This is a genomic window from Methylobacterium ajmalii (assembly GCF_016613415.1).
Classification (GTDB): domain Bacteria; phylum Pseudomonadota; class Alphaproteobacteria; order Rhizobiales; family Beijerinckiaceae; genus Methylobacterium; species Methylobacterium ajmalii.
This window is the reverse complement of record NZ_JACWCT010000062.1, coordinates 25768-52104: the sequence shown is the minus strand read 5'-3', so window position 1 is coordinate 52104 and position 26337 is coordinate 25768. Positions and strand designations below refer to the sequence as shown.

Annotated in this window: 21 protein-coding genes and 2 pseudogenes; 9 read left to right on the top strand and 14 right to left on the bottom strand. The window is 72.7% G+C overall.

Going from position 1 to position 26337, the window contains the following annotated elements:
- Positions 1 to 24 precede the first annotated feature (24 nt).
- From HPY23_RS11950 to HPY23_RS11930, 5 genes and pseudogenes are all read right to left on the bottom strand, one after another.
- Positions 25 to 450, bottom strand: a complete 426-nt coding sequence (locus HPY23_RS11950) for a VOC family protein (RefSeq protein ID WP_060847346.1) — start codon at positions 448 to 450, stop codon at positions 25 to 27.
- Between the two features lie 82 nt (positions 451 to 532).
- Positions 533 to 1803: pseudogene (locus HPY23_RS11945) on the bottom strand (RNA polymerase sigma factor).
- Positions 1800 to 2201 (bottom strand): YciI family protein, encoded by a 402-nt coding sequence (locus HPY23_RS11940; protein WP_091888936.1) that lies wholly within the window; start codon positions 2199 to 2201, stop codon positions 1800 to 1802. Before HPY23_RS11940 ends, HPY23_RS11945 begins: the two are co-directional and overlap by 4 nt.
- Positions 2202 to 2303: 102 nt before the next feature.
- On the bottom strand, positions 2304 to 3629 hold the full coding sequence (locus tag HPY23_RS11935; RefSeq protein WP_060847349.1) for a methyl-accepting chemotaxis protein: 1326 nt from the start codon (positions 3627 to 3629) through the stop codon (positions 2304 to 2306).
- Positions 3630 to 3981: 352 nt separating this feature from the next.
- Positions 3982 to 7275, bottom strand: a complete 3294-nt coding sequence (locus HPY23_RS11930; protein ID WP_091888934.1) for an Rne/Rng family ribonuclease — start codon at positions 7273 to 7275, stop codon at positions 3982 to 3984.
- Positions 7276 to 8083: 808 nt separating this feature from the next.
- On the opposite strand from HPY23_RS11930, the gene HPY23_RS11925 reads away from it, so the two are divergent.
- From HPY23_RS11925 to HPY23_RS11885, 9 genes are all read left to right on the top strand, one after another.
- Positions 8084 to 9427: an N-acetylmuramoyl-L-alanine amidase gene (locus HPY23_RS11925; RefSeq protein ID WP_418888695.1), complete on the top strand. Its 1344-nt coding sequence runs from the start codon at positions 8084 to 8086 to the stop codon at positions 9425 to 9427.
- Positions 9428 to 9630: 203 nt separating this feature from the next.
- Positions 9631 to 12060: a penicillin-binding protein 1A gene (locus tag HPY23_RS11920; protein WP_060847351.1), complete on the top strand. Its 2430-nt coding sequence runs from the start codon at positions 9631 to 9633 to the stop codon at positions 12058 to 12060.
- 142 nt (positions 12061 to 12202) lie between these two features.
- Positions 12203 to 12601: a helix-turn-helix domain-containing protein gene (locus HPY23_RS11915; RefSeq protein WP_091888932.1), complete on the top strand. Its 399-nt coding sequence runs from the start codon at positions 12203 to 12205 to the stop codon at positions 12599 to 12601.
- An 84-nt stretch (positions 12602 to 12685) separates the two neighbouring features.
- Positions 12686 to 13814, top strand: a protein-coding gene (gene prfB / locus HPY23_RS11910; RefSeq protein ID WP_099053402.1) for a peptide chain release factor 2 whose coding sequence is annotated in 2 segments (ribosomal slippage) — positions 12686 to 12754 and positions 12756 to 13814 — 1128 coding nt in all. Because the reading frame shifts where the segments join, the coding sequence is not laid out codon by codon here.
- Between the two features lie 160 nt (positions 13815 to 13974).
- Positions 13975 to 14874: a polysaccharide deacetylase family protein gene (locus HPY23_RS11905; protein WP_091888930.1), complete on the top strand. Its 900-nt coding sequence runs from the start codon at positions 13975 to 13977 to the stop codon at positions 14872 to 14874.
- A gap of 4 nt (positions 14875 to 14878) precedes the next feature.
- Positions 14879 to 15172 (top strand): hypothetical protein, encoded by a 294-nt coding sequence (locus HPY23_RS11900; RefSeq protein WP_091888928.1) that lies wholly within the window; start codon positions 14879 to 14881, stop codon positions 15170 to 15172.
- The gene (locus tag HPY23_RS11895; RefSeq protein ID WP_091888926.1) at positions 15169 to 16209 is read left to right on the top strand and encodes a CobW family GTP-binding protein; all 1041 of its coding nucleotides are present in this window, start codon (positions 15169 to 15171) and stop codon (positions 16207 to 16209) included. The genes HPY23_RS11900 and HPY23_RS11895 overlap by 4 nt, the downstream gene beginning before the upstream one ends.
- Positions 16210 to 16259: 50 nt before the next feature.
- The gene (locus HPY23_RS11890; RefSeq protein ID WP_091888924.1) at positions 16260 to 16586 is read left to right on the top strand and encodes a hypothetical protein; all 327 of its coding nucleotides are present in this window, start codon (positions 16260 to 16262) and stop codon (positions 16584 to 16586) included.
- Between the two features lie 141 nt (positions 16587 to 16727).
- Positions 16728 to 17942, top strand: a complete 1215-nt coding sequence (locus HPY23_RS11885; protein WP_244537642.1) for an MFS transporter — start codon at positions 16728 to 16730, stop codon at positions 17940 to 17942.
- Between the two features lie 15 nt (positions 17943 to 17957).
- Here the strand turns inward: HPY23_RS11885 and HPY23_RS11880 are convergent, their stop codons facing one another.
- The 9 genes and pseudogenes from HPY23_RS11880 to HPY23_RS11840 form a co-directional block, all read right to left on the bottom strand.
- Positions 17958 to 18800: an alpha/beta hydrolase gene (locus tag HPY23_RS11880; RefSeq protein ID WP_091888922.1), complete on the bottom strand. Its 843-nt coding sequence runs from the start codon at positions 18798 to 18800 to the stop codon at positions 17958 to 17960.
- Positions 18800 to 19243 carry a RidA family protein gene (locus HPY23_RS11875; protein ID WP_091888920.1) on the bottom strand — a complete coding sequence of 148 codons (444 nt, stop codon included), beginning with the start codon at positions 19241 to 19243 and terminating at the stop codon, positions 18800 to 18802. The genes HPY23_RS11880 and HPY23_RS11875 overlap by 1 nt, the downstream gene beginning before the upstream one ends.
- Positions 19240 to 20826: an AMP-binding protein gene (locus HPY23_RS11870; protein WP_236012938.1), complete on the bottom strand. Its 1587-nt coding sequence runs from the start codon at positions 20824 to 20826 to the stop codon at positions 19240 to 19242. The genes HPY23_RS11875 and HPY23_RS11870 overlap by 4 nt, the downstream gene beginning before the upstream one ends.
- 153 nt (positions 20827 to 20979) lie before the next feature.
- Complete coding sequence (locus tag HPY23_RS11865; RefSeq protein WP_091888916.1) at positions 20980 to 22125, bottom strand: acyl-CoA dehydrogenase family protein; 1146 nt, start codon at positions 22123 to 22125, stop codon at positions 20980 to 20982.
- 194 nt (positions 22126 to 22319) lie between these two features.
- Positions 22320 to 23153, bottom strand: coding sequence for an enoyl-CoA hydratase family protein (locus tag HPY23_RS11860; protein WP_175540027.1), 834 nt, complete (start codon positions 23151 to 23153; stop codon positions 22320 to 22322).
- Positions 23154 to 23357: 204 nt separating this feature from the next.
- A pseudogene (locus HPY23_RS11855) lies at positions 23358 to 23606 on the bottom strand (MarR family winged helix-turn-helix transcriptional regulator); the annotation flags it as partial.
- Positions 23607 to 23653: 47 nt separating this feature from the next.
- Positions 23654 to 24415: an SDR family NAD(P)-dependent oxidoreductase gene (locus tag HPY23_RS11850; RefSeq protein ID WP_060847360.1), complete on the bottom strand. Its 762-nt coding sequence runs from the start codon at positions 24413 to 24415 to the stop codon at positions 23654 to 23656.
- A gap of 184 nt (positions 24416 to 24599) precedes the next feature.
- On the bottom strand, positions 24600 to 25856 hold the full coding sequence (locus HPY23_RS11845; protein WP_060847361.1) for a flavin-dependent oxidoreductase: 1257 nt from the start codon (positions 25854 to 25856) through the stop codon (positions 24600 to 24602).
- Positions 25857 to 25860: 4 nt separating this feature from the next.
- Positions 25861 to 26319 carry a cupin domain-containing protein gene (locus HPY23_RS11840; RefSeq protein WP_091888912.1) on the bottom strand — a complete coding sequence of 153 codons (459 nt, stop codon included), beginning with the start codon at positions 26317 to 26319 and terminating at the stop codon, positions 25861 to 25863.
- Positions 26320 to 26337 lie beyond the last annotated feature (18 nt).

Here is a 26337-nt window from a genome sequence, read left to right as displayed (position 1 = left end):
CGGTGTCCGGTTCCGGCGGCGGCTTCAGCGCTTCGGCTGGTTCATCGCCCAGACCACTCCGAAGGGATCGCGCAACTGGCCGTAGCGGTCGCCCCAGAACATCTCGGCCGGCTGCATGATCGCGGTGGCGCCGGCCTCGACGGCGCGGGCATAGCGGGCGTCGATGTCCTCGACCATCAGCGTCAGGGCGAAGCTCTGGGGCGGCAGAAGCGGATGGCCGTGCTCCGGATAGGCGTCGCACAGCATCAGCGACGAGCCGTTGACGTGGAGATGGACGTGGCAGGTCCGTCCCTGCTCGTCCGCCGGCAGGGCGGCGACGGTCTCGGCCCCGAAGGCACGGGCGTAGAATTCCGCCGCCTTCAGGGCGCCGTCCACCGTCACGTAGGTGACGAGGCCGCCCTTCACCGGAGGGATCGTGTCGGACGGGGTTTCGGACGTTTCGTCTCTCATGGTCCTCTCCGGGGTCGGGCCGGTCGTCGGTGCGGCCTCGTTGCAAGGACGGGCGGCGGGGGCCGTCCCCGACAGCCCCGCTTCAGATTCTTTCGCGGTCCTTCGACCCGTCCCCGGCCAGCCGGTCGAGCTGGAGGCGGATATGCGCGGCCTCGGCCGGGGTGCCGGCGAGCGCGATCGCCCGGCCCATCGCCTCCCGGGCCTCGGCGGTGCGGCCGAGCTGCTGCAGCAGGGCGCTGCGCAGGCCATGGAAGTGGAAGTAGCCCTGCAGCGGCCCGGCCAGGGGCTCGACGAGGGCGAGCCCGGCCGCCGGGCCGGCGACCTTGGCGGCCGCGACGGCGCGGTTGAGCGTCACCACCGGCGAGGGCTGCATCCGTTCGAGCGTCGCGTAGAGCGCGTCGATGCCGGCCCAGTCGGTGTCCCGCGGCCGCGCGGCCCGGGCGTGCAGGCCGGCGATGGCCGCCTGGAGCTGGTAGGGGCCGGGCGCGCGGTGGCGCATCGCCTTGTCGACGAGGGCCAGCCCCTCGGCGATCGGGGCCTTGCGCCAGAGCCCGCGATCCTGGTCCTCCAGCAAAACGATCTCGCCGTCGGCGTCGAAGCGCGCCGGGGAGCGGGCGTGCTGGAGCAGCATCAGGGCGAGGAGCCCCATCGTCTCCGGGTCGGTCGCGAATAGCCGCAGCAGCAGGCGGCCGAGGCGGATCGCCTCGTCGCACAGCTCCGCCCGCTCCGTGCCGGTCGCGGCCGAGTAGCCGGCGTTGAAGACGAGGTAGAGCATCGCCGAGACGGCGGCGCGCCGCTCCGCCCGCTCGGCCGGGCCCGGCGCGCCGTAGGGCACCGGGCTCTTGGCGATGCGGGCCTTGGCGCGGGTGATCCGCTGCTCCATCGCCGCCTCCGAGACCAGGAAGGCGCGGGCGATGCGCGGCACGGAGAGCCCCGAGACGATGCGGAGCGCCAGCGCGATCTGCTGCGTCGCCGGCAGGTCCGGATGGCAGCAGACGAACAGGAGCCGCAGGATGTCGTCGCGATAGCCCCGGCGTCGATCGTCTCGGCGAGCGGCGTCTCGGCGTCGCCGAGATCGGACAGCGCGTCGTCCGACGGCAGGGGAGCGAGGCGGGCGAGGTGGCGCCTGCCGTCGAGGGCGGCGTTGCGGCCGAAGAGGATCAGCCAGGCCGCCACGTCCCGCGGCGGTCCGGTGCGGGGCCAGGTCCGCAGCGCCCGCAGGCTCGCCTCCTGGAAGGCCTCCTCGGCGGTGTCGAGGTCGCGAAACACCCGCGACAGCGCGGCGACCACCCGGGGCCTCGCCGCCGCCAGGGAGGCGGCGAGCCAGGCGGCATCGGGCGAGTCCCCGCTCACCGGGGCCCGCCCTCGGGGCGCCCGTCCCGGGCCGGGCGCGGGTCCGGATTGTAGAGCAGGACCGGCCGCAGCTCGTAGGCGCCGCCCGGATTGGCCGCGGCGAGGTCGCGGGCGATCTCCAGGGCCTCGTCGAGGTCGGCGACCTCGACGACGTAGAAGCCCAGCAGCTGCTCCTTGGTCTCGGCGAACGGGCCGTCGATCACCAGTGGCGGCTCGCTCGCCTTGCGCAGGGTGGTGGCGGTGCTCGTCGGCAGGAGCCGCAGCGACGGGCCGAGCTTGCCGTCCCGCTCCAGCCGCGCGTGCACGTGCCCGAGCCGGTCCATCACGGCGGCGTCGTCCGCCGCGCTCCAGGCGGCGACGACGTCCTCGTCCTTGTAGCAGAGGATGGCGTAGAGTATGGCGGCGATCCCTCTCCGTCCCGGGACGCGCGAGGCGGCCCGGATCCGACGAGGATCGCCGAAATTTCGCCCGGTGGCGAACCCGCTCCGGGGCCCCGTGCTTCAGTGGCGCGTCGCGCCCTCGGCGGCGGTCACCAGCGTCTTGGCGGCGGCCTCGAAGGCCTGGAAGGCCGGGATCGCCTTGTCCCAGGCCCCGGCGCCCAGCGCCTCGACCATGGCGGCGGCGTGGCGGCGCGCCTCGGTGCAGGCCGCGACGATCTGGGGCGCGGCCGGGTGCGAGGCGTCCAGCCCGAGCTCGGCGGCGTCGCCCGTGGCGAAGGCCGGCACCGCCGCGGAGGCCTGGCCGAGCCCGACCAGGGCCGCCGCGAGGCGGCGCTTCCACATCCCCATGTCGGCGGGCAGGCGCAGCAGGCGGTAGCCCGGCAGGTCGCGCGTGGCGCCGGCGTCGAGGACCTCCTGGGCCTTGGTCTCGGCCCGCACCAGGATCGCCATCAGGCCCTTGATCTCGTCGCTCGTCTTCTGGGCCTTGCCGGCGACCTGCTGCACGCCCGACGAGATCTCGGCCGTGGCGGCCTCCTGCTGGCCCAGCACCTCGGCCAGCGCCCGGATCCCCTCCGCCGAGCGGGCGACCGCGTCGCCCTCCTGCACCACCCGGGCCTCGACCCGGGCCACCGCGGCGGTGCCGCTCGCCACGGCGTGGCGGCTCTCGGCCACCGCGGCCTGGATCGCCGCCAGCTCCTGCAGCAGCACCGCCAGGCGGCCGCGGATCTGCTCGGTCGCCCGGGCCGTCTGGCCGGAGAGCTGCTTGACCTCCGCCGCCACCACGGCGAAGCCGCGGCCCGCCTCGCCGGCGCGCGCCGCCTCGATCGTGGCGTTGAGCGCCAGCAGGTTGGTCTGGCTCGAGATCGCCTCGATCGTGCCGGCCATCTCCTGGATCTGAAGCGCCGCGCTCTCGAACCCGGTCAGGCGCTGCTCGATCTGCCCGGCATGGGTCTCGATCGCCGCCATCGTGCTGCTGGCCTCGCGCATGTCCGCCGCGCAGGACGCGATGCCGCCGCTCGCCCGCTCGGCGACTTCCGCGCTCGCCTGCGAGCGGCCCGCGAGCTCTCGGGTGGAGGCCGCGACCTCCTCGACCGCCGCCGCCATCGCTCGGGTCTGGCCGGCGATCTCGCTGGCGTCGTGCGTCATCCAGCCCAGCACCGTCGCGGCCTCGGAGGCCTCGGCGGCGACGCGGGCGGTGCTGCCGAGATCCGCGGCAGCGGCCACTTGCAGGCGCCCGACGAGCTGACCGAGGGAGCGGGCGAGGCGGCCGGAGCCCAGGTCGGACCCGCTGGCGCCGGCCCGCTCGACGAGACCGGCGAGGCGCTCCTCCACCATCTCCGGGGTCTCGACGGGAACGGGCGCAGGGGCGTGACGGGAGCGGAACATGGCGAGGATCCAGGGTGAGATGGCTCGATTTCCCCCGATCCCCGTATCGTTTCCGTTAACAGCCGGCCCGAACCCTGGTCTAGCGTGTGAGATGACGCATCGTCGTCTTAGGTTCCCCTGACGGTTCTGGCGCACGCCGAGCTCCGCGACATTACTCGTTCGCTCCGCGACAGAAGACCGGCAATCACTCCGTCCTGTATAAAATGCCGCGCTGTTCGGTCATCCGTCCTAGGCCGTACGCCCTATGGTGCACCGCCGCAACGGAAAGGGCCGCGCTCCTCTCGGAGCGCGGCCCGCATGCCTCGTCGTCACGCCCCGGCGGGGGTGGGGCTCCGCGCCCGCCCCGCGGCGGTCACTCGCCGCCGATCGCCGCCTTGGTGCGGGACCACCAGCCGGCCCGCTTCGGGCGGTCCGGATCCGACGGGGGGGTGAGCACGACGGCCACCGGCTCGGGCTCCGGCTCGGGGGCGGGCGCCGGCTCGGCCGGTGCCGGCTCCGCCGCGCGGGCGGGCTCGGCCTCGCCGAGCGGGGCCTCGATCGCCTCGGCAGCCAGGGCCTCGCGCTCGACGGCCGGGAGGTCCGGCGTCGCGACCGGATGGCCGATCGCCTCGGGCGCCGAGCCGGAGATCTCGTCGAGGGCGACGATCTCCTCCGCCAGGGCGTCCTGCACCAGGCTGCCCCCGGCCTCGCCGGGCTCGGTGCCGGCGACGACCTCGTCGCCGATCGTGCCGCCGGTCTCCTCGAAGCGGTCGCGGCCGCGACCGCCGCGGCGCCCGCGCCGGCGCCGCCGGCTCAGGGCGTCCTCGCGGCTCTCGCGCTCGTCGCGGGGAGCCGCCGCACCGTCTTGGGTGATCGGGATCGACACCGCCTCGCCCTCGACGGCCTGCTCGCGCGGCGCCTCGCCGGACTCGTCGCCCTCGTCCTCGTGACCCTCGGCCTCGCCGTCCTCGGACCCGGAGCGCTCGCCCCGGCCCCGCCGGCGGCGACGGCGGCGACGGCGCTTGCCCCCGCCCTCGTCCTCGCCCCGCGGCGCGCCGTCGCCGGCCTCCTCGTCGGTCTCTGCCTCGGCGTCGCCCTCGGCCTCGGCGGTCTCCTCGACCTCCTCGGCCTCCTCGACGATCTCCTCGTCCTCGTCATCCTCCTCCAGCGGCGGCGGCAGCACCGCCTCGGCCCGGATGCTGGTCACGGTCCGGGGCTCGACCCGCTGGGCCGGGTCGCCGCGATCGAGGTGGAAGGCCGAGGTCGCGGCCAGCCGGTCGTCGGCCGCGATGATGATCGCGACGCCGAAGCGCATCTCGAGCTCGTGCAGGTGCGCGCGCTTCTGGTTGAGGATGTAGAGCGCCACCTCGCTGCGGGTGCGCAGCACGAGGTTGTGGGTGCTCGACTTGATCAGCGCCTCCTCGATCGCCCGCAGGATCAGGAGGGCCACCGAGGCGGTCGCCCGCACGAAGCCCGAGCCGCCGCAATGCGCGCAGGGCACCGACGAGGATTCGAGCACGCCGGTGCGGATGCGCTGGCGCGACATCTCGAGCAGGCCGAAGGGCGAGATCCGGCCGACCTGGATGCGGGCGCGGTCGTTCTTCAGGCACTCGTTCAGCTTCTTCTCGACGGCGCGGTTGTTCCGCTTCTCCTCCATGTCGATGAAGTCGATGACGATGAGGCCGGCGAGGTCGCGCAGGCGCAGCTGGCGCGCCACCTCCTCGGCGGCCTCCAGGTTCGTCTTGTAGGCGGTGTCCTCGATGTCGTGCTCGCGGGTGGCGCGCCCCGAGTTCACGTCGATCGAGACCAGCGCCTCGGTCGGGTTGATGACGAGGTAGCCGCCCGAGCGCAGGGAGACGTGGTTGGAGAACATCGCGTCGAGCTGCTGCTCGACCCCGAAGCGGGCGAAGACCGGCGTCGGGTCGCGGTAGGGCTTCACCACCTTCGACTGCGTCGGCATCAGCATCCGCATGAAGTCCTTGGCCTCGCGGTAGGCGTCCTCGCCCGCGACCAGAACCTCGTCGATGTCCTTGTTGTAGAGGTCGCGGATGGCGCGCTTGATCAGCGAGCCCTCCTCGTAGACCAGCGCCGGCGCGGCCGAGGACAGGGTGAGCTCGCGCACGCTCTCCCACAGCCGCATCAGGTACTCGAAGTCGCGCTTGATCTCCGGCTTGGTGCGCGAGGCGCCCGCCGTGCGCAGGATGACGCCCATCCCCTCGGGCACCTCGAGGTCGGTGGCGATCTCCTTCAGGCGCTTGCGGTCGGCCGCGCTGGTGATCTTGCGCGAGATGCCGCCGCCCCGGCCGGTGTTCGGCATCAGCACCGAGTAGCGGCCGGCCAGCGACAGGTAGGTGGTGAGCGCCGCGCCCTTGGTGCCGCGCTCCTCCTTGACGACCTGGACCAGGATGACCTGCCGGCGCTTGATCACCTCCTGGATCTTGTAGTGCCGGCGCGGGGTGCGGGGACGCTCCGGGATCTCGGCCAGCGCGTCGCCGCGGCCGCCGACCTGCTCGACGATCGCCTCCTCGTGGTCGTCGTCCTCGTCGTCCCCGTCCTGATCGTCGTCCTCGTCGTCCTCGGACTCGTCGTCAGACTCCTCGTCGTCCTCGTCGTCCTCTTCCTCGTCCTCGTCGGACTCCGTGGCGTCGACCGGCTGCGAGGCGGCGACGGGCTGGGGCAGGACGCCCGCGTCGTCGCTCTCGCCGGCGGTGTCGGCCTGAACCGTGGTCTCGACGGGCTCGGACGCGACGGCAGCGGCCTCGGTCGCGTCCGCGACGGGGGCGGGCTCCGCCGACACGGCGGCGGCGATCGCCGCCGGGGTCTCGGCGCCGGCCTCGCCCTGCAGCGGGGCGGCCTCGACGGGGTGATGCTCGGCAGAGGTCTCCTGAGCGTGGGTCTCCTGGGCCTGGATCTCCTGGGCAGAGTTCTCCTGGGCCGGGCTCTCGTGAGCCTGGGTCTCCGGGATCAGGTTGTCCTGCGCGACGGCGTCGCCGGCCTGGGCCTCGGCCGGAGCCTCGTGGGCGGCCTGCGCCGGATGCTCGCCGCTCTCGGGCTGGCCGGGCGTCCCTTCGCTGAACGTCCCTTCGCTAAAGGTCTCCTGGGCGAGCGTCTCGCGCGGGTGCGTGTCCTGCCAGCCGGTCGTCTCGACAGCGCTCGTCTCGACACCTGTCTCCTGACCGGTCTCCTGGCCGGCCTCGTGCAGATCCTCCGCCGGGGCGCTCACCACGGCGTCGGACGGGCGCGACGAGGCCTCGGCCCGGCGGCCGCGGCGGCGGCGGCGGCGGGGCTGGTCGCCGCGCTCCTGGCGCTCGCCACGCTCCGAGCGCTCGCTGCGCTCACCGCGCTCCTGGCGTTCGGGGCGCTCCTCGTGCTCGCGCTCGGCCCGCGCCTCCTCCTCGAGGAGCGCCATCCGGTCGGCGATCGGAATCTGGTAGTAGTCGGGGTGGATCTCGCTGAAGGCGAGGAAGCCGTGGCGGTTGCCCCCGTACTCGACGAAGGCGGCCTGCAGCGACGGCTCGACCCGCGTGACCTTGGCGAGATAGATGTTGCCGCGCAGCTGGCGGCGGCTAGCGGACTCGAAGTCGAATTCCTCGACCTTGGAACCCTTGACCGTCACCACCCGGGTCTCTTCCGGGTGGGCGGCATCGATGAGCATCTTGTTGGCCATGACGAACTTTCGGCATGGCGACCGACGGCAGCGCCGCTGGACGGGGGCATCCGGGAACGGACCCTGAGGCGGGTGACCTCAGGGATCCTGGCCGTGCGCGGGAGGACGAGCCTCCGTAGTCCGGTGCCGCCCCGGGCGCGGAAACCTGCGCCGGGAGGGCTCTCCCGTGCCGTGCCCTTCCGGGCCCGGCGGATGATGTCGTGCGGGGGATGCCGTCAATCGCCGCTGCGCGCATCCACGCGCGCGAGGGGTTGACGATGGCCGGGGGCAGGGGGCGCGGACGGGCGCGACGCGGAGCGCGTGCGCCGGGGACGGCAGCTTCGAAATCCGAGGCTGTGCGTCCACGCATACTCCCACCGACCTTTCGAATCAGGGCGCGCGAGCCTGGAAGGCCCCGCGGCCGTTGGAAAACGGGCGACGACGTTCGGGAACGCCGCCGCGGATCACGCGACTCCTGCCCGGCACGCTGATCGTCGGACGATCTGCCGGCGGCCGGCCAACGCCGAAGCCGCTGCGAGAGCGTCCGGGCGGGCCCGCGGGCCGCGGCGGAAGAGCCGGCGGCATCGGGCAAGGGTCCATACCATTACAGAGTGTCGCGGCGAATTTGCAAGCATGTTCGCTCGCTTGTCCTGCCCGCGCGTCGCCGGTCCCCCGCCGGCCTCTTGCTGATCCCCCGCCGGCCCGGGCGTCCCTCCCTGTACCCGCCCGGCCACAGGCGCCGGGCGGACGATCCGATCGGCTTTGCGAAGCGTTAACCATGGCGCGGTTATCGCGTAACCGGGATGCCGCCAGAAGTCGCCGCGAGACCATGCCGACACGCGCACGTCCGATCCGCCTGCCGCTCCGCGCCGCCCTCGTGGCGCTGGGCCTCCTCGCGCCGCTGCCCGGCCTCGCCGCGCCGGAGCGTCCGGCCGTCGAGCGCCAGATGCCCGAGCGTCAGGCCGCCGAGCGCGCCGCCGCCGACCGGCCCGCGGTGGCGATCGGCGCCGAGATCTCGGCGGTCCCGGAGGGCACCCGCCTGACGGTGGTTTTGTCCCGGCCGGTCGAGGCCCGGGCCTTCGTGATGGAACGGCCCGACCGGGCGATCGTCGACCTGCCGGAGGTCAACTTCCAGTTGCCCTCCGAGGCGGGCCGCAAGCGCGACGGCCTCGTCGCCTCCTACCGCTACGGCCTGTTCGCCCCCGGGCGCTCGCGCATCGTCATCGACCTCGCCCAGGCCGCGACCGTGGCGCGGGTCGCGACCACGACCCGGCCGCGGGACGGGGCGACGCTGCTCACCATCGATCTCGCCCGCAGCGACCGCGAGGCGTTCCGGCGCGCCGCCCAGCCGGCCGCGCCCGCCCGCGCCGAGGGCCCGCCGGCCCGCGATCCGGTCGATTCGCGGCCCCTCGTCATCGTCGACGCCGGCCATGGCGGCATCGATCCGGGCGCCATCGCGGGCAACGGCGTCTACGAGAAGGACATCGTGTTCGGAGTCGCCCAGGGGCTGGTCCAGCGCCTCGAGGCCACCGGCCGCATCCGGGTCCAGATGACCCGCGACCGCGACGTGTTCGTGCCGCTCGCCGAGCGGGTGCGCATCGCCCGCGACGCCCGCGCCGACCTGTTCGTGTCGATCCACGCCGATTCGATCTCGGCCGCCCCGCAGGTGCGCGGCGCCACGATCTACACCGGCTCCGAGAAGGCGACCGACGCCGAATCGGCGCGGCTGGCCGACCGCGAGAACAAGGCCGACGCGGCCGCCGGCGCCGACCAGGGCGAGGGACCGGGCGACGTCGCGACGATCCTGCAGGAGCTCACCCTGCGCGAGACCCGCGGGTTCTCGGCGCGGTTCGCGCAAGGGTTGCTCACCAACCTCTCCGGCGTGATGGAGATGAGCGTGAAGCCCCACCGCGAGGCGGGGTTCCGGGTGCTGCGGTCGCCCGACGTGCCCTCGGTGCTGGTCGAGCTCGGCTACCTGTCGAGCAAGCGCGACCTCGACCTGCTGCTCTCCGACGAGTGGCGCACCAAGGTCACGGCGCAGATGGCCGGGGCGATCGAGCGCTTCTTCGCCGGCCGGCTGCCGCCCGCCGGCCAGGCGATGACCGCGCTGAACGCCGACGGCTTGCGCCTCAGCCGGGCCGCCGAGCACGCACCCGCCCCAGTTTCACCATAGATCCCGTGTCGATAGGGCTCTGTCGGCCCCTCGCTGTCCTGGCTTTCGCGCCCGTCCTCCGCTAATCGCGGGAGCGGCTGCGCGTCGTCATGGCGGGTAGCGTTCCGGTGGGGAGCCGCGCCGAGGCGTGGCCGTCCGCTGCGGGCCTCGGGCTTTCGATCGGCCAGAGGGCCGCCGCGGCATCATCGACGGATCGGGTTTCGATGCGCTTCATCCTCCGCTTCTTCGGCTTCCTGTTCAGCATCGCGGCGATGCTCTTCGTCGTCGGCGCGGCCGCGGGCGGCTACTTCTACTGGAAGTACTCGCGCGACCTGCCCGACCACGCGGCGCTCGCCAATTACGAGCCGCCGGTGATGACCCGCGTCCACGCGGCCGACGGCAGCCTGCTCGCCGAGTATGCCCGCGAGCGCCGGCTCTACCTGCCGATCCAGGCGATGCCCAAGATCGTCGTCGCGGCCTTCCTGTCGGCCGAGGACAAGAACTTCTACAAGCACGGCGGCATCGACCCCGAGGGCATCGTCCGGGCGATCGTCACCAACGCGTCCAGCGGCAAGAAGCAGGGCGCCTCGACCATCACCCAGCAGGTCGCCAAGAACTTCCTGCTCTCCTCCGAGCAGACCCTCGACCGCAAGGTCCGCGAGGCGCTGATCGCGCTGCGCATCGAATCGACCTACTCGAAGGACAAGATCCTCGAGCTCTACCTCAACGAGATCTTCCTCGGCACGATCGTGCCGGGCCGCAACCTGCACGGCATCGCGGCCGCCGCCCTCGACTACTTCGGTAAGTCGGTGCACGAGCTGACGATCCACGAGGCGGCCTATCTCGCGGCGCTGCCCAAGGGCCCGAACAACTACCACCCCTACCGCCGCACCCAGCAGGCGCTGGCGCGCCGCAACGAGATCATCGGCCTGATGGCCCAGAACGGGTACATCACCAAGGAGGAGGCCGAGTCCGAGCGCAAGCAGCCGCTCGGCGTCAACCCGCGCACCATCTCGCCCAACACCGCCAACGCGAACTACTTCGCCGAGGAGGTCCGCCGCGAGATCTCCGAGCGCTACGGCGAGAAGAAGCTTTACGAGGGCGGACTGTCGGTGCGCACCACCCTCGACCCGAAGATGCAGGCGATGGCCCGCAAGGCGCTGGTCGACGGCCTGGTGCGCTACGATCAGGCCCGCGGCTGGCGCGGCCCGAAGAGCCGCGTCGAGCTCGCCGGCCGCGACTGGGGCATGGCGGTGGCCGAGGTGCCGGCGCTCGGCGACGTGCAGCCCTGGCGCCTGGCCGTGGTGCTCGACACCTCCGGCGGCCGCGCCACGATCGGCCTGCAGCCCAAGCGCGAGAGCTCCGGCCAGGTCTCGAAGGACCGCGAGACCGGGATCATCTCGGCCGAGGGCGTGCGCTGGACCGGCCGCAGCGTCGCGGCGGCGCTCAATTCCGGCGACGTCGTCTACGTCGAGCGCATGGAGGGGGCCGGCAACACCTACCGCCTGCGCCAGATCCCGGAGGTCTCCGGCGCGATCGTGGCGATGGACCCCTACACGGGACGCGTCCACGCGATGGTCGGCGGCTTCTCCTACGACGAGAGCGAGTTCAACCGCGCCACCCAGGCGATGCGCCAGCCCGGCTCGTCGTTCAAGCCGATCGTCTACTCGGCGGCCCTCGACAACGGCTACACCCCGTCCTCGATGGTCCTCGACACGCCGATCACCATCGAGGCGGGCCCCGGCCAGGAGGCCTGGACCCCGACCAACTACGGCGGCAAGGCCGGCGGCGGCCCCCACACCCTGCGCTACGGCATCGAGCATTCGAAGAACCTGATGACGGTGCGGCTCGCCAAGGATGTCGGCATGCCGCTGATCGCCGAGTACGCCCGCCGCTTCGGCGTCTACGACGACATGCTGCCCGTCCTGCCGATGTCGCTCGGCGCCGGCGAGACCACCGTGATGCGGATGGTCACCGCCTACTCGATGCTCGACAACGGCGGCCGGCGCATCCGCCCGACCCTGATCGACCGGATCCAGGACCGCAACGGCGAGACCATCTACCGCCACGACACCCGCAAGTGCATCGGCTGCGACGCCGACAAGTGGTCGGGCCAGGACGAGCCGAAGCTGGTCGACGAGTCCGAGCAGGTCCTCGACCCGCTCACCGCCTACCAGATCGTCTCGATCATGGAGGGCGTGGTCCAGCGCGGCACCGCCACGATCCTGAAGGAGATCGGCAAGCCGCTCGCCGGCAAGACCGGAACCACCAACGACTCCAAGGACGCCTGGTTCGTCGGCTTCTCGCCGGATCTCGCGGTCGGCATCTACATCGGCTACGACAAGCCCCGCTCTCTCGGCGACAGCGCCACCGGCGGCGGGCTCGCCGCCCCGATCGCCCGCGACTTCCTGAAGGCCGCCCTCAAGGACAAGCCGCCGACGCCGTTCCGCGTGCCCCCGGGCATCAAGCTGATCCGCGTCAACGCCGCCAGCGGCACCCGTGCCGGCGGCTCGGAGGGCGGGCTGCTCGAGGCCTTCAAGCCCGGCACCGCCCCGCCCGACAGCTACTCGGCCCCGCCGAGCGCCCAGCCGGCGGCGCCGGCGGCGGTACCCCCGGACGCGGACCGGGCGGCCCAGGCGGGCGGGCTGTACTGACGGCGACAGGGAGGGCGGGGCGCCGGCGGGTGCCTCGCCCTTCGCGTCAGAGCGCTTCGGCATGTCGCGACGAGCCCTGTCCGGGAAAGAAGAGGCGCGGGTTTTCCTCGGACCGTCCAGCATCCCTCTGCGAGGCTCGCTGATGACCGAACAGATCTCGGACTTCGATCCCGCCGCCTCGCTGAGTTCGAACGAGGCCATCGCGGTGTTCCTGTCCGATGCCTTCGAGGCCGGAGCCGCATCCCACGTTGCGTCGGCTCTCCGCGTGGCGGTTCGTGCCGCACACCAGACCCGAACCGTCGAAGCGGCCAGCTTGCCGCACTGCGACCTCGACCTCGACGATCTGCCTCTCGCGACTGAGCTCTCGGTGCTGAAAGCTCTCGGCTTGCGTCTCACCGTCGATCTCGCCGACCCGGCTCCAGACAAGCCGCGCCGCATCCCGATCGCCGAGCTTCTCGTCGGTGCCGAGCACCTGCCCGAGATCTGCCCGGATATCGCCGGCACGCTCGACGGTCCTCCCGTCGGGCGCGAACTCGGCTGACCGAGGCGCTGCCCCGCCGTTTACACCCGCGCCCCCCGGCGCTATCACCCAGCACCCCACCTCACGCGAGTGAACCCACACCAGATGCGCGCCGAGATCGAGCAACTCTCGGATGCCGCCAAGCAGTCGATCGGACTGCTGAGGAGGCATCTTTGACTGGGATACCGTTGACAAGCGCCTCGCGGAGCTGAACGCCCGCTCGGAGGACCCCTCGCTCTGGAACGATCCGGAGGAGGCCCAGAAGGTGATGCGCGAGCGCACGCAGCTCGACGACGCCGCGACCGCGATCCGCCGCCTCGAGCAGGGGCTGGAGGACGGCGCCACGCTGATCGAGCTCGGCGAGATGGAGGCGGACGCCGCCACCATCCGCGAGGGCGAGGAGCAGATCCGCGCCGTGCAGGTCGAGGCGGCCCGCCGCCAGATCGAGACCCTTCTCTCCGGCGAGGCCGACGGCAACGACACCTATGTCGAGGTCCATGCCGGCGCCGGCGGCACCGAGAGCCAGGACTGGGCCAACATGCTCCAGCGCATGTATTCCCGCTGGGCCGAGCGCCGGAAGTACAAGGTCGAGATCGTCGAGTGGTCCGACGGCGAGGAGGCCGGGATCAAGGGCGCCACGCTCCTGATCAAGGGCCACAACGCCTATGGCTGGCTGAAGACCGAATCGGGCGTCCACCGCCTGGTGCGGATCTCGCCCTACGATTCCAACGCCCGGCGGCACACCAGCTTCGCCAGCGTCTGGGTCTATCCGGTCATCGACGACCGGATCACGATCGAGATCAAGGAATCGGACTGCCGGATCGACACCTACCGGTCGTCGGGCGCGGGCGGACAGCACGTCAACACCACCGACTCGGCGGTGCGCATCACCCACAACCCGACCGGGATCGTGGTGGCGTGCCAGCAGGAGCGCTCGCAGCACAAGAACCGGGCCACCGCCTGGAACATGCTGCGCGCCCGCCTCTACGAGCTCGAGCTGAAGAAGCGCGAGGAGAAGGCCAACGCCGAGGCGGCCTCGAAGACCGATATCGGCTGGGGCCACCAGATCCGCTCCTACGTGCTCCAGCCCTACCAGCTGGTGAAGGACCTGCGCACCGGCGCCCAGTCGACCAGCCCCGACGACGTCCTCGACGGCGACATCGACGACCTGATCGAGGCCTCGCTCGCCCACCGGGTCTACGGCGGCGCCGAGGCGGTCGCGGATATCGACTGAGGACCCGCACGTCTCTTCGGTCTGAGATCAGGGCGCGGCGTCTCCCCCGGACCGGGGGAGGGGCCGCGCCCTTTTTATGGTCCGGTGCCGGGCCTGTTACGGCTTGACCCCGCCGCGCCGCCGGTTGTCAGATGCCCGCCGGGCAGGCGGGATGACGCGCATGGCGAAAGAGATCTTCGTGTCCTACGGCGTCGACGTCGACGCGGTGGCGGGCTGGCTCGGATCGTATGGCGGCGAGGACAGCCCCTGCGACATCTCCCGCGGGGTCTTTGCCGGCAGGGTCGGGTCGCCGCGGCTGCTGCGGATGTTCGCGCGCTGGGGCATCCAGACGACCTGGTTCATCCCCGGCCACTCGATCGAGACCTTTCCAGAGGAGATGAAGGCCGTGGCGGCGGCGGGCCACGAGATCGGGATGCACGGCTACAGCCACGAGAACCCGATCGCGATGACCCCCGAGCAGGAGGAGGCGATCTTCGACAAGTGCGTCGGGCTGATCAGCGATCTCGCCGGCAAGCCGCCCCGCGGCTACGTCGCTCCCTGGTGGGAGTTCGGCCCCAAGACCAACGAGCTCCTGCAGAAGAAGGGCATCCGCTACGACCACTCGCTGATGCACAACGACCACCATCCCTACTACGTGCGGGTGGACGAGAGCTGGACCAAGATCGATTACTCGCAGCATCCCTCGACCTGGATGCGCCCGTTCGAGCACGGCACCGAGACCAGGCTGATCGAGATCCCGGCCTCCTGGACCCTCGACGACCTGCCGCCGATGATGTTCGTCAAGGCGGCGCCCAACAGCCACGGCTTCGTCAACCCGCGCGACATCGAGCAGATGTGGCGCGACCAGTTCGACTGGGTCTATGCCAACTACAACTATGCCGTCTTCCCGATCACCATCCACCCGGACGTCTCGGGCAAGCCGCACGTGCTGCAGATGCACGAGCGCCTGTTCCAGCACTTCAAGGCCCATGACGGCGTGCGGTTCGTGACGATGGAGACCATCGCCGAGGACTTCGCGAAGCGCTTCCCGTTCGAGGGCACGGCGCGGCCGGAATCCTGATTCGATGTGCGGCCTGTGCGGCGCCTTCGGGGCGCCCGACCACTGGAGCGACGGGGTGGCCCGCCCGGGCCCGGCCCAGGCCGGGCGGCGGGCCCGGGCGGAGGCCGCCAACCGGGTGCTCGGCCTCTACGGCTTGCGCCTCGCGGCCTGGGCCGATCGCTACACCCTGTCGGGCCGCACCGGGCGGACCGCGCTGGTCGACCATCTCGGCACCCTGTGGCCGGCCGCCGAGCGCCTCGCCGGTCGTCCCTGCGATCCCCTCGATCTCGCGATCATCGTCGCCCTGGAGGCGCGGTGACCCGTCCTCCGGCGACGCCCATCACCCTGCTCACCGGCTTCCTCGGCGCCGGCAAGACGGCCCTGCTCGCCCGCCTCCTGCGCTGGCCGGCGCTACGCGACACCGCGGTCCTGATCAACGAGTTCGGCGAGGTCGGCCTCGACCACCTGCTGGTCGAGCCGCTCGCGGGCGAGGTGGCGCTCCTGCGCGGCGGCTGCGTCTGCTGCAGCATCCGCGGCGACCTGAAGGCGGCGCTGATCGACCTGCACGACCGGCGCCGGCGCGGCCTGGTGCCGGATTTCCGCCGGGTGGTGGTCGAGACGACGGGCCTCGCCGATCCGGGCCCGGCCGTCGCCACCCTGGTGGCCGATCCGGTCCTGCGCCACGCCTTCACGACGGCTGCCATCGTCACGGTGGTGGACGCGGTGAACGGCGCCCGCACCCTCGACATGCACGAGGAGGCGGTGCGGCAGGCGGCCTGCGCCGACCGCCTGATCCTGTCGAAGACAGACCTCGCCCCGCCCGCGGTCGCCGCCGCCCTGCGGGCGCGGCTCGCCGCCCTCAACCCCCTCGCGCCGGTCACTGACCTCACCCTCGACGACGCGCCGGAAGCGGCCCTCCTCACCGACGACCCGACCGGAACCGCGAGCGCCCGGCGCTGGCTCTGCGCCGAGATCCCATCGCAACCCCACGGCGCAGCCGGGGCGGTGACGATCGAGAGCGGGCCGGTGGACTGGACCCGGTTCGGCCTCTGGCTCGGCATGCTGCTCAACCGTCACGGCGCCCGGATCCTGCGGCTCAAGGGGCTGGTGGCGGTCGAGGGCGTCGCGACGCCGGTGGTGATCCAGGGCGTGCAGCACCTCGTCCATCCGCCCCGGCACCTGGCCGAATGGCCCGAGGGCGGGGCCCGCACCCGCCTGGTGCTGATCGGGCACGACCTCGACGGTGCCCTGCTGCGCCGCTCCTACGCCGCCTTTACCGGCGCGCAGCCTCCCGCCACCTCGCCGGGCGTCCCGGAGGCGCACGCCGCCGCCGCACCGGCGGCAGCCGATCGTTAACCCTGCGGGTCCTACACCTCCGCTCTGTCCGGCCGTCGGGAGGGTGAGGCGTGAACGCACTGGTGCCGAAGGAACTCGCCGCGAAGCTGAGCGCCCTGCCGCGCCGCCCCTGCGCGCTGGGCGAGGCCGGGCACGAGCCGCACAAGCCGGTCTTCGCCGAGATCCTCGACCGGTCCGGCCACGGCACCGGCCACTTCGTCCGCCTGCCCCAGAGCATGGTGGAGATGATCACCCGCGAGGCCAAGGCGCCCGAGGCGGTGCAGGGCCTGGAGAAGGAGCCGGCAAGCGAGCCGGTGCGCGAGCCGGAGGCCGCCGTACCGGCGGCAAGGCCCCGCCGCAAGCCCGCCGCCAAGCGAGCGCCCGCCAAGGCGGAGTGATCGGAAGCGGGCTCGCGCCGGTGCGTCCCCGCCCGCGGTCCCCCGCATCGGTGCGGGGTTGCAAACTTGCCGGTCCTCAGCCCTGCTCCGGGACGGTATGACCCCTCTCAACGCGCGCCACGCGCGAGGGGAGGACGGCCGGTGCGGACCATCGAACGGGAGCCGGACATCGCTGCCGCGCGGCCGGGGAGGGCTGGGCTCCACCCGGTCCTGATCGGCCTCGGGCTGATGCTGGTGGCCTTCAACCTGCGGCCCGCCCTGTCGAGCGTCGGCCCGCTCCTGCCGGGCATCCGCGCCGAGACCGGCCTCTCGGGTGCGCTCGCCGGGGCCCTCGTCACCGTGCCGGTCCTGTGCCTGGGGGTGTTCGGCCGCCTCGCGCCCGTGCTGGTGCGGCGCGTCGGGCCGGATGCCGGCGTGCTGGCGGCGCTCCTCGTCCTGGCGCTCGGCCTCGGCGTGCGCGGCCTCGGCGGCCTGCCGTCTCTCTTCCTCGGTTCGGTGATCGCCGCGGCGGCGATCGGGATCGTCGGCGTCATTCTGCCGGGCATCGTCAAGCGCGACTTTCCCGACCGGGCCGGCCTGATGACCGGGCTCTACACCGCGCTCCTCTGCCTCGGCGCCGCCGCGGGGGCGGGCTTCACCGTGCCGGCGCGCCATGCCCTCGGCCTCGGCTGGGAGGGGGCCCTGATGCTCTGGGCCGCCCCCGCCCTCGTCGCCGCGGCGGCCTGGCTGCCCTTCGCGCGGGGCCGCGACAGACCCGACGGGGGCGCGGCGCGGCCGAGCGGGGCGCTGTGGCGCGATCCCCTGGCCTGGCAGGTCACCGCCTTCATGGGCCTGCAATCCTCGCTCGCCTACATCGTGTTCGGCTGGCTGCCCGCGGCCCTGGTCGACCGGGGCCTCGACATCGTGGCGGCCGGCCTCGTCGCCTCGGTCTCGGCGCTGGCGCAGGGCGTGCTCGCCCTCGTGGTGCCGACGCTGGCGGCGCGCCGGCCCGACCAGCGGCCCTGGGTGGTGCTCGTCGTCAGCCTGCCGCTCGTCGGCTTCGTCGGCCTGCTCGTAGGTCCGCTCGCCTTCGCCTGGGGCTTCGCGCTGCTGCTCGGCCTCGGCCTCGGCGGCTGCTTTGGGCTCGCCCTCACGCTGATCGTGCTGCGGGCCGGCGACCCCCGGGCCGCCGCCGAGCTCTCCGCCATGGCGCAGGGCGTCGGCTATTGCGGGGCGGCGCTCGGCCCGTTCCTGGTCGGGATCGCGCATGACTGGAGCGGCGGCTGGGGCCTGCCGGCGGCGCTCTATGCCGCCGTGTGCCTCTCGGCCGGAAGCTTCGGCCTGCTCGCCGCCCGCAACCGGACGGTGCGGATCTGAAGGAAGCGGGCGGCCTCAGCCGCCCGCCAGCGCCCGCGTCAGCGCGCTGGCCGAATCGGCCAGGTCCTCGACGACGCCGAGGTGGTGACGCCCCGGGATCTCGAACGCCTCGGCCCGCGCCCCGAGCCCGTGCCAGATCGTCGGCAGCAGCAGGTTCTGGCGCAGGAATTCGGGCAGCTCGTCGCCCCCCGCCACCGCGATCAGGTGCGCGCCGGGACGGGGCTCGCGCAGGGCCGGGCTCTCGGCTCGGGCCTCCCCGGGATCAAGGCGCAGGGTCGCGTTCATGGCCGTGCCGAGGAGCGGGCGCAGGTCGTGGACGCCGCTGATCGACACCACCCGGTCGATCCGGCCGGCGCAGGCGAGGGTGATGTCGGTGCAGAGCATCCGGCTGACGAGGTGCCCGCCCGCGGAATGGCCGGCGAGGCGGATCGGCCCCGCCACCTCGGCGCTCGCCCGGTCGAGGAAGGCGGCGATCTCGGCGGTGATGTCGGCGATGCGGGCCTCGGGGCAGAGCGTGTAGCTCGGCACCGCGACGGCGTAGCCGTGGGCGAGCGGCCCGGCGGCGAGGTGCGACCAGACCGAGCGGTCGAACGCCTTCCAGTAGCCGCCATGGACGAACACCGCGAGGCCGGCGGGTGTGCCCTCGGGCAGGAAGAGGTCGTAGGCGTGGCGCGGGCCCGCCCCGTAGGGCAGGCCCAGGCGAGCGCGCCCTTGCGCGACGAGGCCTTCCCGGAACGCCGCAGCCGCCGCGATCCAGCGCGGCGGATAGGTCTTGGCGTCCAGGATGGCGCCGAGATTGTCGTAGGCGCGGTCGATGTCGCCGAGCGTCCCGCCGGTCGTCCAGGAGACGGGTCGCATCACGCGGCGTCCGGCACGATCGCGGTGGCCTCGATCTCGACGAGCGCGCCCGGCTCGACGAGGTCGGCGACGCCGACGAGCGCCATGGCGGGGAAGTGGCGGCCCATCACCCGGCGGTAGACCGGCCCGAGCTCGGGCAGGCAGGCGCGATAGGTGTCGACGCTGCGCACGTACCAGGTGAGCCGCGCGACGTGCTCCGGCCCGCCCCCGGCCTCGGCCAGGACGGCGAGGATGTTGCGCAGGATCTGCTCGACCTGGGGGAGGAAGCCCTCGGCCAGCACCTCGTTCTCGTCCCAGCCGATCAGGCCCCCGGTCATCACCACGGTACCGCGGCCGGCCATGCCGTTGGCGTAGCCCTTCGGCTTCTTCCAGCCCGGCGGCTGCAGGGTGGTGAGCGCGGGCGCCTCCGTCGCGGGGCGGAGCGGGATCGGGCTGGCGGTCATGCGGTCTCTCCCTGGACGGTCGCCGCCTCCGCCTCGGCCTGCCGGCGCAGGGCGAAGCGTTGCAGCTTGCCGGATTCGGTCTTGGGCAGGGCGGGCACGTAGTGCACCGCCCGCGGGTACTTGTAGGGCGCGAGGTCGGTCTTCACGTGCTCCTGCAGCGCCTTGGTCAGGGCCTCGGTCCCGTCGAAGCCGGGGTTGAGCACCACGTAGGCGGCGACGATGCGGCCGCGCTCGGGGCAGGGTGCGGCGACCACGCCGACCTCCGCCACCGCCGGATGGGCGAGCAGGCTCGCCTCCACCTCGGGGCCGGCGATGTTGTAGCCGGCCGAGACGATCATGTCGTCGTTGCGGGCCTGGAACCAGAAATAGCCGTCGGCGTCCTGCAGGTAGGTGTCGCCGGTGACGTTCCAGCCGTCCTGCACGTAGACGATCTGGCGCTCGTCGGCGAGGTAGCGGCAGCCGATCGGCCCGCGCACCGCGAGCCGCCCCGGCACCCCGGGCGGGCACGGCCTGCCGTCGAGATCGATCACCCTGGCCTCGTAGCCCGGCACCGGCCGGCCGGTCGCGCCGGGGCGGATCTCGTCCTCGGGCGAGGCGATGAAGATGTGCAGCATCTCGGTCGCGCCGATGCCGTCCATCAGCTTGAGGCCGGTCGCCTTCGCCCAGGCGTGCCAGGTCGGCGCCGGCAGGGTCTCGCCGGCCGAGACGCACTTGCGCAAGCTCGACAGGTCGTGCTGGCCGATCAGGCCGAGCATCGCCCGGTAGGCGGTGGGCGCGGTGAACAGCACCGTCGCGCGGTAGCGCGCGATCGCCGCCGCGAGGTCGGCCGGGCCCGCCCTCTCGAGCAGCACCGCCCGGGCGCCGACCCGGAACGGGAACAGCACCAGTCCGCCGAGGCCGAAGGTGAAGGCGAGCGGCGGCGAGCCGATGAATACGTCGTCTTCCGTCGCCCGCAGCACCTCGCGGCCATAGGCGTCGCAGATCACCAGGAGGTCGCGGTGGTAGTGGATCGTCGCCTTCGGCAGGCCGGTGGTGCCGGAGGTGAAGCCGAGCAGGCACGGATCGTCGGCCCGGGTGAGGGGCGGCTCGAACCGGTCGGAGGCGTCGCGGAGGAGGTCGCCGAGTTCGCCCCCGGCGGTGCCGCGCCAGGTGACGACCCGCACCGGTTCGGCGCGCCCGTCCGCGGCCTTCGCCATCTCGTCGATCAGGCCGGCATCGCAGAGCGCGAGCGGGATCCGGGCCTTGTCGAGGATCTGGGTCAGTTCCCGCGCCCGCAGGAGCGGCATGGTCGCGACCACGATTCCGCCCGCCTTGATGATCGCGAGGTAGAGCGCGACCTTGGTCGGGTTGTTGGCCGAGCGCAGCAGCACCCGCCCGCCCGGGACGAGGCCGAGCCGGTCGACCAGCACGTTCGCCATCCGGTCGATCCGGCGCGCCAGCTCGGCATAGGTCCAGGTCACGTCCGGCCCGACGAGGGCCACCCGCTCGCCGCGCCCCTCTGCGACGTGCCGGTCCACCAGTTCGACCGTGGCGTTCAGGTGCTCGGGATAGCCGAGCCGGTCGAGGTTGACGAAGTCCGGCATCCGGTCCGGCGGGGGCAGGTTGTCCCGCACGAAGGGGTCCGGCCGCCGGGCCCACGGGCTGCCGCCCGGGCGGGGAGCGTCCCCGGCGACGGCTTCGGGATACGCGATGGGACGAGTTTCCGGCACGGCAGCCTCCATCGGACGAACCTCCTCTCAGGCGAGAATCTGGCGGGCGATGACGAGCTTCTGGACCTCGGTGGCGCCCTCGTAGATCCGCAGCGCCCGGATCTCGCGGTAGAGCGTCTCCGGCACCGAGCCCGAGCGGACGCCCTCGCCGCCGTGGAGCTGCACCGCCCGGTCGATCACCTCTTGCGCGGCCTCGGTCGCCACCATCTTGGCCATCGCGGCCTCGCGGGTGATGCGGGGCGCCCCCGAATCCCGGGTCCAGGCGGCGCGGTAGACGTGGAGCGCCGCCGTATCGATCGCCGTCGCCATCTCGGCGAGGCTGGTCTGGGTCAGCTGCATCGCGGCGAGCGGCGCCCCGAACAGCGTGCGGTTCTGCGCGCGGGCGAGCGACGCATCGAGGGCGCGGCGGGCGAAGCCGAGCGCGGCGGCGCCGACGGTGGAGCGAAACACGTCGAGCGTCGCCATCGCGACCTTGAAGCCGGCGCCCGCCTCGCCGATGCGGTTCTGCGCCGGCACGCGGCAATTCTCGAAATGCAGCCGTGCGAGGGGATGGGGCGCGATGGTGTCGAGCCGCTCCGCGATTCTTAGGCCGGGCGTGTCCGCCGGCACGAGATAGGCCGAGAGGCCCCGCGCCCCCGGCGCCTCGCCGCTGCGGGCGAAGACGACGTACGTGTCGGCGATGCCGCCATTCGAGATCCAGGTCTTCTCGCCGTCGAGCCGGACCATCCCGTCGCCGGCCGGCTGCACCGCGAGCGCGATCTGGGCGACGTCGGAGCCGGCCTCGGGCTCGGTGAGCGCGAAGGCGGCGATGCGGCGGCCCGCCCGCACACCGGGCAGCACCGCCTCGCGCTGGGCCGGCGTGCCGGACAGCGTCAGCGCCCCGGTGCCGAGGCCCTGCATGGCGAAGGCGAAATCGGCGAGGCCGTCGTGGCGGGCGAAGGTCTCGCGCAGGAGGCAGAGCGCCCGCACGTCGAACACCCCGTCCTCGGGGGCGGCGAAGCGCAGGAACCCCGCCTCGCCGAGCGCCGCGACGAGCCGCCGGCACGAGCCGTCGACGTCGTGGTGGTCGACGAGGGCCGGCACCGTGCGGGCGGCCCAGTCGTCGGCCTGCGCGGCGAGGTCGCGGTGGCGCGGCTCGAAGAACGGCCAGTCGAGGAAGGTCCGGTCGGGCATGGTCAGGGCCTTCCCACTTGGTTCATCCTACCCACGACCTCATCCTGAGGTGTCAGTCGATCGATGATCGACTGACCTCGAAGGAGGGCTCCAGGAACCACGGCGATGTCTGGAGCCCTCCTTCGAGGCTCCCTGCGGTCGCACCTCAGGATGAGGTCGCAGGTGGGATTGATGCCGATGTGAAGCGTCATCGCTCAATTCCCCTCGAAGACCGGCTTGGTCTTGCCCGCGAAGGCCTCGAAGGCGCGGCGGAAATCCTGGGTCTTCATGCAGAGCGCCTGGGCCATCGCCTCGGCGTCGATGGCGGCATCAACCCCCATCGCCCATTCCATGTGCAGCATCCGCTTGGTCAGGCCGTTGGCGTAGGCCGGGCCCTGCGTGAGCGCGCGGGCGGTCTCGCGGGCCGTGTTCATGGCCTCGCCCGCCGGGACCAGGCGGTTGAAGAAGCCCCAGCGCTCGCCCTCCTCGGCGCTCATGAAGCGGCCGGTATAGAGAAGCTCGGAGGCCCGGCCCTGGCCGATGATCCGGGGCAGGATCGCGCAGGCCCCCATGTCGCAGCCGGCCAGCCCCACCTTGTTGAACAGGAACGCCACCTTGGCGCCGATGGCCGCCACCCGCAGGTCGGAGGCCATGGCGACGATGGCGCCCGCGCCCGCGCAGACGCCCTCGACCGCCGCCACGATCGGCTGCGGGCAGGCCCGCATCTCCTTGACGAGGTCGCCGGTCATCGTGGTGAAGGCGTGGAGGTCGGCGGCGCCCATGGCGGTCAGCGGCTCGATGATCTCGAACACGTCGCCGCCGCTGGAGAAGTTGCCGCCGGCCCCCGTGATCACCACGGCCGTCACGCTCTCCTCGAAGCGCAGGGCCCGGAAGGTGTCGCGCAGTTCCGCGTAGCTCTCGAAGGTGAGCGGGTTCTTCTTCTCCGGCCGGTTCAAGGTCACGGTCGCGATGCCGCCTTCGATCGCGAAGCCGAAATGCTGCGGCGTGAACCCGGCGAGCGGGGCCGCGATGGCGTTCTGGCGCCTCATGGTGCCTCCCTGACGTTTTGGTTTTGATTTGGTGCCGCCCGGCCGGACCGAGGCCTTGAGGGCGGAGAGCTGGGTGGACAGGGCGTCCTGCTCGGCGGGGTCGAGGGCGCCGACGAGCTCGGCGATCCAGTCGGCATGGGCGCGGGCCATCTCGGTGAAGACGGCGCGGCCCCGGGCGGTCAGGCGCACCTGCACCGCCCGGCGGTCGGTCTCCGAGACCTGCCGGTCGATCAGCTCCTCCTGCGCCAGCCGCTCGACGAGGCCGGTGACGTTGCCGTTCGACACCATCATCCGGCGCGACAATTCTCCGAGCTGGATGCCGTCCGGCGCACGTTCGAGCTGCGCCAGCAAGTCGAAGCGGGGGAGCGTGGTGTCGAAGCGGTCGCGCAGGCGGCGGCGGATCTCCGCCTCGATGGTGTTGGCGGTGGTGAGCAGGCGCAGCCACAGCCGCACCTCGCTGCGGTGGGCCGGGGGCTCGGCGGAGATCTCGGTGGGGGCGTTCACAGCTCGCCTCCCGCCACCGCGACGGCCTGGCCGGTGACGGCGCCGGCATTCCGCCCGGCGAGCCACAGCACGGCGTCGGCCACCTCCTCCGGGCGGACCAGCCGGCCCATCGGGTTGTGGCGGGTGAACTCGGTGAGGAGGTCGCCGCGGCCGCGGCCGGTCTTCGCCTCCAGCCCGTCGATGGCACTGCCGACGAGGTCGGTGTCGGTGAAGCCGGGGCAGACCGCGTTGACGGTGATGCCGGTGGTGGCGAGTTCGAGCGCCAGCGCCCGGGTGAGACCCACCACCGCGTGCTTGGCGGCGCAGTACGCGCCGACATAGGCGTAGCCCTTCAGCCCGGCCGTGGAGGCGACCGAGACGATCCGCCCCCCGCCTTGCGCTTTCATGCCGGGCACGACGGCACGGGCGGCGACCAGCACCGGCTCGAGGTTGAGCGCCATCATCCGCCGCAGGGTGTCGACGTCGCTGCGGGCGAGCGGCGCGGTCTCGGCCCCGCCGGCATTGTTGACCAGCACCGCGACCGGGCCGGCCCGCTCGGCGGCGTGCGCCAGGGCGCGCTCCAGGGCGGTCGTATCGGTGACGTCGGCCGCGACGGCGTGGGCGGCACCGAGTTCGGCCTTTGCCCGCTCGGCGCTCTCCTGTGTGCGGCCGAGCACGGTTACCCGCTCCCCCGCCGCCACGAACCCGGCCGCGATCGCCCGCCCGATGCCGCGGGTGGCACCGGTGACCAGGATGTGGCGGGGAGAGGTGTGGGTCATGGATATTTCAACCTTAAAGGATTTGGGCGCGGGTCGTTCGTGAGTTGGTCGCTTCCCCTCCCCCTTGTGGGGAGGGGTCATGGGGATCGAAGATCCCGCGTGGGGGTGGTGCCGGAGAAGTCTCGCGCTCTATCCTGCACCACCCCCACCCCTAGCCCCTCCCCACAAGGGGGAGGGGAAGGCGCTACACCGCCACCCGCAGCGGGCTCACGTTCCCCGCCACCGCGAACCCGGCCTTGCCGGCATAGCCCCCGACAATCGCCTGGCGCTCGGCGTGGCTGAGCACCTCCTCGATGCGGGAAAACCCTGCCGGGGCCCGCTTCTCGACCTCGTCGATCACCCGCTCCGGCCCGCCCTTGCGGTTGAGCATCACGATCTCGGCGGTCTTCGGCCGGCGCTCGGCCTCATACCTGTGGAGCGCCTGCATCGGATGCTCGGCGCCCGCCAGCGCGTCGCCGAGCGCCCGCGCGTCGAGGATCGCCTGCGAGGCACCATTCGACCCGACCGGGTACATCGGGTGGGCGGCATCCCCCAGCAGCGTCACCCGGCCGTGGGTCCAGCGCGGCAGCGGATCGCGGTCGCACATCGGGTATTCGAAGATCTGCGGCGTCGCCTCGACCAGCGCCGCGAGGTCGAAACCCGGCAGGGCGAAGCGGCGGGCGTAGGGCAGCACCTGCGAGCGATGGGCGGGGCGCGACCAGCTCTCCTTCGGGGGCGGCGAGATCGTGCCGTCCGCCATCTTCACGAACACCACCCAGTTCATCAGCTGGCGGCCGCCCTCGGCCTCGGCGATCGGGTAGAGGACGCATTTCGCCCCCATGCCGCCGCCGATCGCCATGGTGCGGCCGTCGCCCCAGGGCGCCCACTCGGTGGCGCCGCGCCACATCAGCACCCCGTCCCAGCGCGGCGGGCCCTCGTCGGGGAAGAATTTTTTACGCACCACCGAGTGGATACCGTCGCAGGCAATCAGCACGTCGGCCCGGATGGTCCGGCCGGCATCGCCCCGGAGCGCGTCGGTGAAGTGGGCCGTGACCCCGCCTTCGTCCTGCATGAAGCCGGAGAGCGCCAGCCCGGTCCGGACCGCGTCTGGGCCGAGCCGCTCGCGCACCGCATCGTACAGGACTGCCTGCAAGCGCCCGCGATGGATCGAGAATTGCGGCACCGGATGGCCGGCCTCCAGCCCCCGCGGCTCGCGCCAGACCTCCTGGCCCTGGCGGTTGAAGTAGGCGAGTTCCCTCGTGCGGATCGCCACCCGGTCGAGGGCCGGCAGCAGGTCGAGCTCGGCCAGTTCCCGGATCGCGTGTGGCAGGGTGTTGATGCCGACGCCGACTTCCCGCACCTCGGAGGCCTGCTCGACGATCGTGGCGCGGATGCCGCGCCGGTGGAGCATCAGGGCGGTGGCAAGGCCCCCGATCCCGGCGCCGACGATGAGGACGCGCATCGGCTCACTCCGCGTCCGGGGGCGGCAGGAAATCGACCTCGTGCTTGGCCGAGATCGCCACCACGTCGGCAGGGTTCGCCTGCGGCCCGAGATTGTGCAGGGCCCAGAACAGGTCGTAGAGGCGGCGCGCCGGCGAGACCCAGAACACGCACTTCACGTCGGCGTCCGAGCGGTTGAACAGCCCGTGCGGCTGGCCCCGCGGCAGCCGGATCGTGTCGCCGGGCTCGGCCACGCTCTCCTGCCCGTCGAGCACGGCGGTGAGCCGGCCTTGCAGGATGTACAGGAACTCGTCCTGCGTCGGGTGGATGTGCGGCGGCACGAAGGTGCCCGGCGGGAAGGTGGCGTGCCAGGACAGCGAACTCTCGGAATGCTGCTTGGGCACGTAGATCTGCCCGAGGATGTTCCAGCGGACGCCCTCGATGCCCTCCCCGGCGCGGGTGATGCCTGCGGTCATGGGGGTCATGGGCCTACTCCTTCGACG